The organism is Pseudomonas sp. SORGH_AS_0211 (genome assembly GCF_031453455.1).
In the GTDB taxonomy this organism is placed as follows: Bacteria; Pseudomonadota; Gammaproteobacteria; order Pseudomonadales; family Pseudomonadaceae; genus Chryseomonas; species Chryseomonas aestiva.
The window spans coordinates 334512-347556 of sequence record NZ_JAVIZV010000001.1 but is presented as its reverse complement, the minus strand read 5'-3'; the positions used below and the strand labels follow the sequence as shown (position 1 = coordinate 347556).

The window sequence follows — 13045 nt, the reverse complement described above, 5'->3', positions numbered from 1 at the left end:
TGAGCGGCGCCCTCAGGCGCTGAGGCGAAAGCGCGAAACGATGCCGCGCAGGTCCTGGGAGAGACCGGCGAGACGCTCGGCGGTGCCGGCATCGGCTTCGATCCCGCCCAGGACCTGCAGGGTGCTGGCGCGGATGCCGGTGGTGTTGCGGTTGATGTCCTCGGAGACCGCGGCCTGCTGTTCCGCGGCGCTGGCGATCTGCACGTTGACGTCGACGATGCGCTCCACGGCGGCGCCGATGCTGGTCAGGCTGACGCTGGCCTGCTCGGCCGCCGCGACGCCGGTCAGGGCATGGCCGCGACTGGCCTGCATCTGCCCGACGGCCTCGCCGGTGGCGGCCTGCAACTGCTCGATGATGCGGCGGATTTCCTCGGTGGAGGTCTGGGTGCGCGAGGCCAGGGTGCGGACCTCGTCGGCCACCACGGCGAAGCCACGGCCCTGCTCGCCGGCCCGGGCGGCCTCGATGGCGGCGTTGAGCGCCAGCAGGTTGGTCTGCTCGGCGATGGTACGGATTACCGCGATGACCCCGCCGATGGCCTGGCTGTGGCTTTCCAGGGCCGCGACCTTGGTGGCGCTGAGGTCCACCTCGGCGGCCAGGGCCTCGATGGCCTGTTGCGTCTGCTGCATCACCCGGGTGCCTTCCCGGGTGGCCTGATCGGCCTGCTGGGCGGCGGCCACGGCACCTTCGGTGTTGTTGGCGACGTCCGCCACGCTGGCGGTCATCTCGGTGATGGCGGTGGCCACCTGGTCGGTTTCGCCCTGTTGCGTCTGCATGGTCGAACGCGCCTGGCCAATGGAGCCAGCCAGAGATCCCGAGGCCTCAGCCACCGCGTTGGAGGCCTGATCGACCTCCCGCAGCGAACGACCGAAGGCCTCCAGCATCGCGTCCAGGCTACGGCCGATGTCGGCGATCTCGTCACGTCCGCGCAGGGCGGCGCGGCGACTCAGATCGCCCTGGGCAGCGGCGGCGGTCACCCCGACCAGTTCGGCGATCCCCTGGCGCAGCGCCTGGTAGATACCGGCGAAGGTGTAGATCAGCAGCAGCAGGGCACCCAGGATCAGGCCCACTACCAGATTACGCAGCGTGGTCGCATGGACCAGTCGCTCGGCCAGCAACTGGGAGAGCTGGCCCTGCGCCTCTTCCTGCACCTTGTAATAGCGGGCGACCACGGCATTGCCCTGGGTACCCAGGGCGCGCCCGGAGACCGTACCCTCGTTGGTCATGGCCGCCTGCATGCCCTGGCGGAAGTTGGCATAGTCGTCCGCCGCCTGGGCCAGGGAGCCCTTGAGCCGCTGGGCCAGTTCCGGCGCCTGACGCGCCAGGAGTCTGAGGCCCTGCTCCAGTTCGTCGGCGCTCTGCCGTTCCTGGTTCACCACGCTGCGCGCCAGGTTAAGACTGGCCGGATCGAATCTGTTGGTGGCGCTCAGACCGGTGGCCAGGCCGCGCAGTTGCCCGATGAGGTTGATCTCTCGCGGCAGGCGCACGGAGGTGATGTCGATGAGAAAGAGGCTGGTGTAATCCGAGTCCAGCGCCAGGCCGGAGGTGGCCGAGACGTAATAGAAGAGGTTCAGGGTCTGGGTCAGTTGCTCGTTCCAGGCCTCGAACACCTCCAGCGGGGTGCCCGTGGCTCCCTGCATCAGGCGCTCGGCGCCCCGCCGCAGCTGGCTCAGGCGATCCCCGGTTTCCAGCTGGGTGCCGAGTTCGCGATCCAGCCGGCCCAGATCGTCATAGGCCTTGAGCAGGTTGTCGCGGTTGTTCTGCCAATCCTGCTGAGCGGAGGCATCGCCATCCTGGAGCCGCTTGGTCAGGGCGCGCTGCAACATGCTCAGGCGGGCGACCGGGGTCAGTTGCGTCAGATAGCGCTGACCGTCGATTTCCTGGACCAGGCCGATCCGCTGTTCCTGGATATCCTGATAGAGGTAGACACTGAGAAACACCAGGGGCACCAGGACGATGGCCGCCAGACAGGCGAATTTGGCGGGGAATCTCAGACGATTCATTAGACTTACGACTGGGGTCAACAGATTCATGGCGAGCTCACGGGCGGCAGGAAGGGTCACTCGGGCTGTACCGCCCAATTTGTGACGTAATAGACAGAGTTTTCTGTAACAGTTCTCTCGCTATCGGCCTGCCGCTTCGCTTATATGGCGCTTTGCCACCCGACGGTCAAAAGGCGCTCCTCAACGGTTGCAGGATGGCTCTAGCATGCATGATGTAGTGATTCTCAATGCCCTTGTGCTGGATGGTCGCGACCGTCCGGGCCGGGTACTCGACGTGGCGATTGCCGGCGAGCGCATCCAGGCGCTGGGCGAGCTGGCCGGCCAACCGGCACGGGAGGTCCGCGACGGCAGCGGCCTGGTACTGGCCCCCGGCTTCATCGATGTCCATACCCACGACGACACCATGGTCATCCGCCGGCCGCAGCAACTGCCCAAGCTCAGCCAGGGGGTCACCACCGTGGTGGTCGGCAACTGCGGCATCAGCGCCGCCCCGGTGCGGCTGCGTGGCGAGCCGCCGGATCCGCTGAATCTGCTCGGCCCGGCAGCGGCCTTCGGCTATCCCACCTTCGCCGCCTACCGCGCGGCGGTGGAGCAGGCGCGGCCCGGCGTCAACGTGGCCGCCCTGGTCGGCCACACGGCGTTGCGCAGCAACCACCTGGACGATCTCCAGCGTGCCGCCACTCCGGCCGAAATCGCCGCCATGCGCCTCGAATTGCGCGACAGCCTGGCGGCTGGCGCCCTGGGGCTCTCCAGCGGGCTGGCCTATGCCTCCGCCGCGGCGGCGCCGACCTCAGAAGTGGCCGAACTGGCCGCGGAGCTGGACGCCGTGGGCGGACTCTATGCCACCCACCTGCGCAGCGAATTCGCCGCGGTGCACGAGGCCCTGGACGAAGCCCTGGACATCGGTCGGCAGGCACGGGCACCGGTGGTGGTCTCGCACTTCAAGTGCGCCGGGGTGGACAACTGGGGCCGCGCACCGGAATTGCTCGGCGCCCTGGAGCGGGCCGCCCATCGTCAGCCGGTCGGCTGCGACTGCTATCCCTATGCGGCCAGTTCCTCCACCCTGGACCTCAGGCAGGTCACCGATCGCCACCGCATCACCATCACCTGGTCCACCCCGCATCCCGACTGCGGCGGCCGCGACCTGGCCGCCATCGCCGCCGACTGGGGTCTGGATCTGCAGGAAACCGCCCGCCGCCTGCAACCGGCGGGTGCCGTCTACTACGGCATGAGCGAGGCCGATGTGCGGCTGATTCTCGCCCATCCGCTGAGCATGATCGGTTCCGACGGCCTGCCCGAGGATCCCTTTCCCCATCCGCGGCTCTGGGGCGCTTTCCCGCGGGTGCTGGGTCATTTCAGTCGTGACCTCGGCCTCTTTCCGCTGCACACCGCCGTGCACAAGATGACCGGCCTGTCCGCCGCCCGCTTCGGCCTCAGCGGCCGCGGCCTGATCGAGCCGGGCGCCCAGGCCGACCTGGTGCTGTTCGATCCCCGGCGCATCCGCGACGTGGCCGATTTCAGCGACCCGCAACGGCCGGCCGAAGGCATCCACGCCGTCTGGGTGAATGGCCGCCTGGCCTATGCCCCGGACCAGGCCATTGGCGAACGCCATGGCCGCTTCCTGCCACGCGCCGGCGATCTGCGGCACGGCTTCCCGCGCCCCTGCTAAGCGCTACCAGGTAACGCCTCGCCCTGGTGCACCGCCGTTACCTTCCGCCACCTCCCGGTGCCCCCTGGCGCACCGGGAGCACCCTCCGCTGCCCGTCGCTCGAGCCAAGCCGTTGATTTGCAACGCCGGGCGAATAGCTGGCACAGTCACTGCAATCGATTCCGTTGTTATGAACATAATTCCGCTACAACGGAAACGGAGAGACGCTATGACAGGCAAGACGAAGGGGTGGAAAACGCTGGCGCTGCTGGTCGGCCTGGTCGCCATGACCGGCGCCCAGGCGGCCAAGCTGGATGACGTACTCAAGCGCGGCCATCTGGTCGTGGGTACCGGCAGCACCAACGCCCCCTGGCACTTCCAGGGCGCCGACGGCAAGTTGCACGGCTTCGATATCGATATCTCCAAGGTCATCGCCAAGGGCCTGTTCAACGATCCGGAAAAGGTCGAGTTCGTGGTCCAGGGCTCGGATGCGCGCATCCCCAACCTGCTCACCGACAAGGTCGACATCAGCTGCCAGTTCATCACCGTGACCGCCAGCCGCGCCCAGCAGGTGGCCTTCACCCTGCCCTACTACCGCGAGGGCGTGGCCCTGCTCCTGCCGGCCAACAGCCGCTACCAGCAGATCGATGACCTCAAGGCGGCCAAGGGCGACCTGACCGTGGCCGTGCTGCAGAACGTCTATGCCGAGGAACTGGTGCACCAGGCCTTGCCCGGCGCCAAGGTCGACCAGTACGACAGCGTCGACCTGCTCTACCAGGCCCTGGGCACCGGCCGCGCCGACGCCGTGGCCACCGACCAGTCCTCGGTCAAGTACCTGATGACCCAGAATCCCGGTCGCTATCGCTCGCCCGACTACGCCTGGAGCCCCCAGACCTACGCCTGCGCGGTCAAGCGCGGCGACCAGGACTGGCTGAACTTCGTCAACACCGCCCTGCACGAGGCCATGACCGGCGTGGAATTCCCCACCTACCAGGCCTCCTTCAAGAAGTGGTTCGGCGTCGAGCTGCCATCCCCGGCGATCGGCTTCCCCGTCGAGTTCAAGTGATCCTGGCCCCGGCGCGGCCTGTCCGCGCCCTCTAGGTAGACGTCGAGCATGAACTACACCCTCAACTTCGCCCCCGTGTGGCAGAACCTGGACCACCTGCTGGCCGGGCTCGCCCTCGGCCTGCAGCTGGCGCTGGTGGGCATCGCCATCGGCTGCCTGATCGGCCTGGCCACGGCCTTCGCCCTGCTCTCGCCGGTGCGGGCGCTGCGCTGGCTGGCGGCGGGCTACGTCACCCTGGTGCGCAACACCCCGATCCTGGTACTGATCCTCCTGCTGTACTTCGCCCTGCCCAGCATCGGCATCCGCCTGGACAAGCTCAGCTCCTTTCTGATCACCCTGGCGCTCTATGCCGGCGCCTACCTGGCCGAGGTGTTTCGCGGCGGCCTCATGGCCATTCCCAAGGGCCAGCGCGAGGCCGGCCTGGCCATTGGCCTGCGCGAATGGCAGATCAAGGCCTACGTCATCATTCCGGTGATGCTGCGCAACGTGCTGCCGTCGCTTTCCAACAGCTTCATCTCGCTGTTCAAGGACACCTCCCTGGCGGCGGCCATCGCCGTGCCGGAACTGACCTACCAGGCGCGCAAGATCAACCTGGAAAGCTACCGGGTCATCGAGACCTGGCTGGTGACCAGCGCCCTCTACATCCTCACCTGCTACGTCATCGCCCTGCTGCTGCGCCAGCTGGAGCGACGGCTGAGCCTTAACCGCTAGGAGCCCGATCGTGTACGAAGCCCCCTCCTGGTTCCTGGAGTTGTGGAACGCCCGCCAGACCCTGGCCGCCGGTTTCGCCACCACCCTGGCGTGCTCCGTGCTGGCGGTGCTGGGCGGCACCCTGCTCGGTACCCTTGGCGGCCTGGCGCTGACCTATGGCCGCTGGCCGCTGCGCCTGCCGTTCCGTCTCTACTCCGACCTGATCCGCGGCACCCCGGTGTTCGTGCTGGTGCTGGCCTGCTACTACATGGCCCCCGCCCTGGGCCTGCGGCCCACGCCCTTCCAGGCTGGCACCGCGGCGCTGCTGCTGTTCTGCGGCTCCCATGTGGCGGAGATCGTCCGCGGCGCCCTGCAGGCCATTCCGCGTGGCCAGCACGAGGCGGCCAAGGCCATCGGCCTGACCTTCGCCCAGAGTCTCAAGGAGGTGCTCCTGCCCCAGGCGCTGCGCCAGATCCTGCCGACCTGGGTCAACGCCTCCACCGAGATCGTCAAGGCCTCCACCCTACTCTCGGTGATCGGCGTGGCCGAGTTGCTCCTGAGCAGCCAACAGGTCATCGCCCGCACGTTCATGACCCTGCAGTTCTATCTGTTCGCCGGGCTGCTGTTCTTTCTCATCAACTTCGCCATCGAGCGGCTCGGCCGCTATCTGGAAAAACGGGTGACCCTGCCATGACCGATTCCAACGTCCCCCTGCTGAGCATCAACGACCTGCACAAGAGCTTTGGCGCCGTGGAGGTGCTCAAGGGCATCGACCTGTCCCTGGATCGCGGTGACGTGGTCACCCTGATCGGCTCCAGCGGCTCGGGCAAGACCACCCTGCTGCGCTGCGTCAACCTGCTGGAAGACTTCCAGGGCGGCAGCATCCGGCTGGCCGGCGAGGCCATCGGCTATCGCGAGGAAGGCGGTCGCCGCCAGCGCCTGCCGGAGCGCGAGATCGCCCGCCAGCGCTCGCTCACCGGCATGGCCTTCCAGCAATTCAATCTGTTTCCCCACCTCACCGCCCTGGAAAACGTCACCCTCGGCCTGCGCAAGGTCAAGAAGCTGGGCAAGGACGAAGCCGTGGCCATCGGCGAGCAGTGGCTGCGCCGAGTCGGCCTGATCGAGCGCCGCGATTATCATCCCGGCCAGCTTTCCGGCGGGCAGCAGCAGCGGGTGGCCATCGCCCGCGCCATCGCCATGAATCCCAGTCTGATGCTGTTCGACGAACCCACCTCGGCGCTGGACCCGGAGCTGGTCGGCGAGGTGCTGGCGGTGATCAAGGACCTGGCCCAGGACGGCATGACCATGCTGCTGGTTACCCACGAGATGAGATTCGCCTACGAGGTGTCCGATCGCATCGTCTTCATGAGCCAGGGCCGCATCGAGGAGCAGGGTCCGCCCCGCGAGCTGTTCGAGCGGCCGCGCTCCACCCGTCTCGCCGAATTCCTCGGCCGGACCTCTTTCTGAATCCTTCCCCCGTAACAGGAGCAACCTTATGAGCATCACTCGATACGGCGCCGGCGAACGCGGCGCAGGTGGCCAACCCCTGCCCTTCGCCCGCGCGGTGGAAGCCGATGGCTGGCTACACGTCTCCGGCCAGGTGGCCATGGAGAAGGGCGAGATCATCGACGGCGGCATCGTCGCCCAGACCCACAAGACCATGCAGAATCTGATCGCCATCCTCCACGAAGCCGGCTACGGTCTGGAGCACGTGGTGCGTGCCGGCGTCTGGCTGGACGATCCGCGCGACTTCTGGAGCTTCAACAAGGTGTTCGCCGAGTACTTCGCCGGCAACGCCCCAGCGCGCGCCTGCGTGCAATCCTCCATGATGGTGGACTGCAAGGTCGAGATCGACTGCATCGCCTACAAACCCAAGGCCTGAGACAAACCGCACAGATGACCGAACCTACCCGCCAACGAGCCCGCGGCCTGGACCGCGCCTTCGATATCCTCGATCACCTCAAGCGGGTGGGTCGGCCGCTGCGACCCAACGAGATCGCCGCCGGCCTGGGCATTCCCAAGTCCACCGTCTACGACCTGGTCGGCCTGTTGCTGGAGCGGCACATGCTCGATGCCGTGGGCCGCGACGGTCAGGTCTACCTGGGCCGCGAGCTGTACTTTCTCGGCCAGGCGCACCTGCGCCACTTCGATCTGGCCCGCGAGGCCGGGATGCTCTTGGACGATATCGTCGCCCAGACCCGCGAGACCGCCCAGCTGTGTCAGCTCAACGGCCGCAAGTACACCGTCTCGCTGATGAAGGAAGGCGCCCGCGCCTTTCGTATCTCCTCCAATGTCGGCGAGGACGCGCCCATTCCCTGGACCGCGTCCGGGCGACTGCTGCTCGGTCATCTGAGCGATGCCGAGATCCTCGCCCTGATCGATCCGGACGACTTCATCCTGCCCGACGGCAGCCGCCTGCCCCCGGCGACCTTTATCGCCGAGATCCGCAGCGCCTGCGCAGAAGGCTTCTTTTCCTTCGACAGCATCGCCGACACCTACACCCACTGCTTCGCCGCCCCGGTGCGGGATGCCAGCGGCCTGAGCATCGCCACCCTGTGCATCGTGGCGCCCCGCGCCGACGCCCAGGCCCACCATGCCGAGTACCGCCAGGTGCTGGTCGACAGCGCGCGCCGCCTGTCCCAGCGCCTGGGCGGCCAGGAGAATCCATGACCGCTCTACATGCTCCCGATAAAGGCGCCGCCAGTCCTGGCGCCAGCCTGCTCAGCGACATCGCCCTGCCCGCCCTGGTCATCCACCAGGACGCCCTCGACCACAACATCGCCTGGATGCAGGCCTTCGCCAGCGAGCGCGGTGCCGAACTGGCGCCCCACGGCAAGACCAGCATGGCGCCGGCGCTGTTCCAGCGACAGCTGGCCGCAGGCGCCTGGGGCATGACCCTGGCCACCGCGGTGCAGACCCGTGCCGCCCAGGCCCATGGCGTGCGCCGGGTACTGATGGCCAATCAGCTGGTGGGCGCGCCGAACATGGCGCTGATCGCCGAACTGCTCACCACCGATCCGGACTTCGACTTCCATTGCCTGGTGGATCATCCCGACCAGGTCACCGCCCTGGGTGCCTTCTTTGGCGCACGCGGCCTGGCGCTGCAGGTGATGATCGAATATGGCGTACCCGGCGGCCGTTGCGGTTGCCGCAGCGAATCCGAGGTGCGTGAACTGGCCCGCGCCATCGTCGGGCAACCGGCGCTGCGCCTGACCGGCATCGAAGGCTACGAGGGAGTGATCCATGGCGCGGAGGCGGCCACCGACATCCGCGCCTTCGCCGATTCCCTGGTGCGCCTGGCGGAGGAATTGCGTGGCCAGGGCGCCTTTGCCCTCGACCGGCCCATCGTCACCGCCTCGGGGTCAGCCTGGTACGACCTGATCGCCGCCGCCTTCGACCAGCTGGAAGTGCGCGAGCGCTTTCTCGCCGTCATGCGCCCCGGCAGCTATGTGGTCCATGACCACGGGATCTATCGCGATGCCCAGTGTGGCGTCCTGGCCCGCACCGGTCTGAACGAGGGCCTGCAACCGGCGCTGGAGGTCTGGGCTCACGTGCAGTCCATGCCCGAACCCGGTTTCGCCATCCTGGCGCTGGGCAAGCGCGACATCGCCCACGATGCCGGCCTGCCGCTGCCACTGCGCCGCTACCGGCCGGGTCGGACCGCTGCCGACGCCGTCGACGTCAGCGGCTGCACGGTCACGGCCATCATGGACCAGCACGCCTTCATGGTCGTGGCCCCAGGGACCGCGCTGGCCATCGGCGACATCATCGCGCTGGGCACCTCCCACCCCTGCCTGACCTTCGACAAGTGGCGCCAGGGCTGCATCGTCGACAGCGAGCTACGGGTGGTGGAGACCTTCGCCACCTGTTTTTAGCGGCGCAGCCTTCTAGGGCCGCAACTCGCCCTGCTCCTCCCCATCCCAGTAACGAACGCGCTCGGCATGCACCTTGATGAGGATCATGCCGGGCGTGTCGGTGCCCTGGGGAAACCAGCGATCCAGACTCTTGGTCCAGTGCGCCTCGAATTGCGCCTTGTCGCGGATCAGCTCGGCATGCCCTTCGATGCCGATGAAGATGCCGGGCTTGCCGAGCAGACTCTTGCCTTCGCTGAAGCTCAGCCCCACCGCCGGATCCTGCTCGATGTCACGGATCTTGGCCGAGTCCTCGTAGGCATAGAACCAGGAGTCTCCGTCGTATTCGACGTCGCCGTTGTTGCTCATCGGCCGGCTGGTCAAACGCCCGGTGCCGGTGGTCAGCATGCAGAAATCCAAATCGCGCATCGCTTTGGAAAGGTCGTGCAGGGTCTTGTCGGCCATGGGGGTCGCTCCGGTTGGGCGGGCAGGCAGTGCCCGTCTGCATTCAGACCGGGGACGGCTGCCGCTTGGTTCCGGCGCGGCGGCCGCGACCGGGCTTTTCGGACGGACAGCCCTAGTGCGAAGAGACATAGACCGCCGTCGCAGGCGGCGCCGGCAGTGCATAGGTGGCCTTCATCCAGTCGATCTCCGCCAGCGGTGTCCGGCCGAACAGCCGCTTGAATTCGCGACTGAACTGGGAGGCGCTCTCGTAGCCTACGGCAAAGGCCGCGTTCGCCGCCGGGAGGGCGTCGCGCAGCATCAACAGCCGCGCCTGGTGCAGACGGGTCGACTTCAGATACTGCATGGGCGTGGTACCCGTGACGTCGCGGAAGTGGCGATGGAAGCTGGGCTGACTCATCCGCGCTTCCTGCGCCAGCGCGGCGACGTCCAGCCGCTCGGCATAGCGGGCATGCAGGGTGCGCAACGACCGGGCGATGCGGCCGAAACGACCCTGGCGATCCAGGGCCGCACGCAGTGATCCGCCCTGGGCGCCGGTGAGGATCCGATAGTAGAGTTCGCGCAGCAGCGCCGGCCCCAGCAGCCGGGCGTCCGTCGGCACGCTCAAGACCTCCAGCAAGCGTAGCGTCGAAGCGCGCAGCGCTTCATCGAGCGGCGAGGCATAGAGCCCGCGGGGCGCCTCCAGCGCCGGTCCCAGTTCGCTGTCGAGCTGCAGGACCAGGTCGCCGAGCAGCCCGAAATCCAGCCGCAGATAGATGGCCAGCAGCGGTGCCTCCGGACTGGCATCGGTCTCCATGGTGAAGGGCACGGGCACGGAGACCACCAGGTAGTGCTGGGCATCGTACTGATAGACGCGGTCACCGAAGTAGCCGCGCTTGCCGCCCTGGCAGACGATGACGACCCCGGGATCATAGAGCACGGGTACGCCGGTCAGCGGGCGATCCGAGCGCAGGAAGCGCACATCCTCCAGAGGGCTGAGGTTGTAGCCTTCCTGGGGCGCCAGCCTGCCCAGCAGCGCCACCACCCGGCTGGCAAAGGGATCGCTCGGATTCATGGGGCCTCCGCGTCAGCCATCGGTGGAAAGGGTCAGGGCCTCCCAGCGCTCGATCTCCCGGCTGGCCGTGGCCAGACGTTCGCGCACCAGCTGCAAGGCATCGCTCCCCAGCAGCAACTGCGCAGGCGGCGCCGGCAGGGCGATCAGCTGCAGCAGGGCCTGGGCCGCCCTGCGCGGATCGCCCAGCTGCTTGCCGCTCTTGGCCTCCCGCGCCGCACGGATCGGCGTGAACTGCTCATCGTAGTCGGCGATGCCGCGGGCGCTGCGACGCATCGAGCGACCCGCCCAGTCGGTGCGAAAGGAACCGGGTGCCACGGCGGTGACCCAGACGCCGAAGGGTGCCAACTCCTGGCCCAGGGCCGCCGAGATGCCTTCGAGGGCGAACTTGCTGCCGCAATAGTAGGAGATACCCGGCAGGGTGATGGTGCCACCCATCGAGGTGATGTTGATGATATGACCGCGGCGCCGCTCGCGGAAGGACGGCAGGAAGGCCTTGGTCACGGCGACCGCCGCGAAGACATTGACCTCGAATTGCTGGCGCAGCTCTTCCAGCGGCGATTCTTCGAGAATGCCCTCATGGCCGTAGCCGGCATTGTTGACCAGGACATCCACCGGACCGTGGGCTGCCTGAACCTCGGCCACCACCGTTGCCAGGCGAGCATGGTCCGTGACATCCAGCAGCACGCCATGAGCCCGGTCCGACAAGGCGGCGAAGGCCTGAAGATCGGCTTCCCGGCGCAGCGTGCCGATGACGCGGTGGCCGGCCGCGAGGGCCTCCCGCGCCAGGGCGTTGCCCAGGCCGCTGCTCACCCCGGTGATGAAAAGGGTCTTGTGCTCGTTCATGGTCCACTCCCCTCGTTGGAAGCGGCCATGCTAGCGCCGGTGCCTGGCGCCTTCGTTGCCGGATCGTCTGGAGGTCTTGCCCAATCCTCTCGACCGCTACCCTCCTGGCGCCTATCAGACGACCTACAAGGGCTTCGCCGGCCACTCCCCCGATGCCACCCACGACGTGGGGCGCAGCCAGGCGCTGATCAGCTGGAGCCGCTTGCCGGTACCCGCCAGGAACACCCTGAACGGCAACGACCTCGGCGCGGCGAATGTGCGCTTCAAGGCTGGCGGGGCCTTCTGGTCCAACCTGCAGAAGGCCCGGCAGGCCCCGTGACCGTTCTGGGGTAGCAGGGGCTCGCTGGCGGCGTCGCCGCAGGCGTCCAACCAAGGCTGTAACCTTGGCTGCGGGAACAGCCCGCTAGCGACGCCCGGTTCGCGTGGCCAGGGCCGAGACGCCGACCCCCAGGATCACCAACCCGAGCCCGGCAAGAAACAGCGGGGAGACGGTCGCGCCAAACGCCAGACAGGAGAAGGCGGTACCCACGAGCGGCACCCCCAGGGTGAAATTCGACATGCCGAACGTGGAGATCCTCCGCCCATGTTCCGCCGAGATGACGAAGCAGGCCGACGTCGCGACCGGACCGATGAACAACAGCGCCTCGACCAGCGTTCGATCCCAGACGATGGCGATCGGCGGCCCTTCGACGAGGTAGGCGGCAATCGCCAGGGGGATGGTGGCCAACAGCATCTGCCAGGGTGCCAGGAGCAGCGCCGGGGTCACCCAGTAATGGCGCTTCACATGCAGGATGACGATCGCCCAGCTCACCGCCGCCAGCAGCAGGAAGGCCGCCCCCACGAGGGTGTCCCGCTGCGTCCAGTCGAGCTCTCCAGGGGAGCAGACCGCGACGACCCCCGCCATCCCCACCAGCAGCCCGGCAAGCTGCAGCCGGGTCGGCACTTCACGAAACAGCACCCAGGCCACGACCACGCACCACAGCGGCGTGGTGTAGGCCAGGAGCACGGCCTTGCTGGTGTCGACATGCACCATCGCCACCATGCCGAGTCCGGTGAAGGTCATCATCTGCAGCAGGCCCACGCTGGCGACGATGGGCAGGTCCTGCCGGGTGGGCCGCCTGAGCTGCCCTCGCACGCCGAGATAGGCGAACAGACAGAGCGCGGCGCTGGCGAATCTGAGGGTCGCCAGCCAGAGCGGCGGCACGCTGTGCAGGGCAAGCTTTGTCACCGGCCAGCTACTGCCCCACAGCAGCACCATGAGTCCCAGGCACAGGTAGGTGGAGGAGATTCCCCGGCCTTTGATGCGGCTTTTCGCCAGATGCTGGATTGAAACGCCCATGATGCCACCCCGTCGCAAGCAGATTGCCCAGGGTCATGATGCGGCGATACCAGCGGAAAAATGCACCTATCTGTTCCTTCAAAAAGGGAAG

14 protein-coding genes are annotated in these 13045 nt (G+C 67.5%); 9 read left to right on the top strand and 5 right to left on the bottom strand.

Annotation, left to right across the window (positions count from 1 at the left end; all coding sequences use genetic code 11):
* Positions 1-12: 12 nt before the first annotated feature.
* Entirely contained in the window at positions 13-2031 is a 2019-nt protein-coding gene (locus tag QE393_RS01600) for a methyl-accepting chemotaxis protein (protein WP_310041746.1), read from the bottom strand.
* Positions 2032-2206: 175 nt separating this feature from the next.
* On the opposite strand from QE393_RS01600, the gene QE393_RS01595 reads away from it, so the two are divergent.
* The 8 genes from QE393_RS01595 to QE393_RS01560 all read left to right on the top strand — a co-directional run bounded on the left by QE393_RS01595 (position 2207) and on the right by QE393_RS01560 (position 9280).
* Positions 2207-3670, top strand: a complete 1464-nt coding sequence (locus QE393_RS01595; protein ID WP_273809941.1) for an amidohydrolase family protein — start codon at positions 2207-2209, stop codon at positions 3668-3670.
* Between the two features lie 265 nt (positions 3671-3935).
* Positions 3936-4715: a transporter substrate-binding domain-containing protein gene (locus tag QE393_RS01590; protein ID WP_273810341.1), complete on the top strand. Its 780-nt coding sequence runs from the start codon at positions 3936-3938 to the stop codon at positions 4713-4715.
* A gap of 48 nt (positions 4716-4763) precedes the next feature.
* Entirely contained in the window at positions 4764-5426 is a 663-nt protein-coding gene (locus tag QE393_RS01585; RefSeq protein WP_273809943.1) for an amino acid ABC transporter permease, read from the top strand.
* Positions 5427-5436: 10 nt separating this feature from the next.
* A complete protein-coding gene (locus QE393_RS01580; RefSeq protein ID WP_160924018.1) occupies positions 5437-6099 on the top strand; it encodes an amino acid ABC transporter permease in 663 nt (220 codons plus the stop codon).
* Entirely contained in the window at positions 6096-6872 is a 777-nt protein-coding gene (locus QE393_RS01575) for an amino acid ABC transporter ATP-binding protein (RefSeq protein ID WP_158889395.1), read from the top strand. The genes QE393_RS01580 and QE393_RS01575 overlap by 4 nt, the downstream gene beginning before the upstream one ends.
* 28 nt (positions 6873-6900) lie before the next feature.
* Positions 6901-7287: a RidA family protein gene (locus QE393_RS01570; protein ID WP_273809947.1), complete on the top strand. Its 387-nt coding sequence runs from the start codon at positions 6901-6903 to the stop codon at positions 7285-7287.
* Between the two features lie 14 nt (positions 7288-7301).
* Complete coding sequence (locus QE393_RS01565; RefSeq protein WP_273809948.1) at positions 7302-8075, top strand: IclR family transcriptional regulator; 774 nt, start codon at positions 7302-7304, stop codon at positions 8073-8075.
* A complete protein-coding gene (locus QE393_RS01560) occupies positions 8072-9280 on the top strand; it encodes an amino acid deaminase (protein ID WP_310041740.1) in 1209 nt (402 codons plus the stop codon). Before QE393_RS01565 ends, QE393_RS01560 begins: the two co-directional genes overlap by 4 nt.
* A gap of 12 nt (positions 9281-9292) precedes the next feature.
* Here QE393_RS01560 and QE393_RS01555 read toward each other — a convergent pair whose 3' ends face one another.
* The 3 genes from QE393_RS01555 to QE393_RS01545 form a co-directional block, all read right to left on the bottom strand.
* The gene (locus tag QE393_RS01555) at positions 9293-9721 is read right to left on the bottom strand and encodes a pyridoxamine 5'-phosphate oxidase family protein (protein WP_273809951.1); all 429 of its coding nucleotides are present in this window, start codon (positions 9719-9721) and stop codon (positions 9293-9295) included.
* Between the two features lie 112 nt (positions 9722-9833).
* Positions 9834-10772 (bottom strand): AraC family transcriptional regulator, encoded by a 939-nt coding sequence (locus QE393_RS01550; protein WP_273809952.1) that lies wholly within the window; start codon positions 10770-10772, stop codon positions 9834-9836.
* Positions 10773-10784: 12 nt separating this feature from the next.
* A complete protein-coding gene (locus QE393_RS01545) occupies positions 10785-11615 on the bottom strand; it encodes an oxidoreductase (RefSeq protein ID WP_273809954.1) in 831 nt (276 codons plus the stop codon).
* Between the two features lie 76 nt (positions 11616-11691).
* Between QE393_RS01545 and QE393_RS01540 the strand changes: the two genes are divergently transcribed.
* Entirely contained in the window at positions 11692-11934 is a 243-nt protein-coding gene (locus QE393_RS01540) for an NPP1 family protein (protein WP_310041736.1), read from the top strand.
* An 84-nt stretch (positions 11935-12018) separates the two neighbouring features.
* Here QE393_RS01540 and QE393_RS01535 read toward each other — a convergent pair whose 3' ends face one another.
* Positions 12019-12954 (bottom strand): DMT family transporter, encoded by a 936-nt coding sequence (locus tag QE393_RS01535; protein ID WP_273809957.1) that lies wholly within the window; start codon positions 12952-12954, stop codon positions 12019-12021.
* Positions 12955-13045 lie beyond the last annotated feature (91 nt).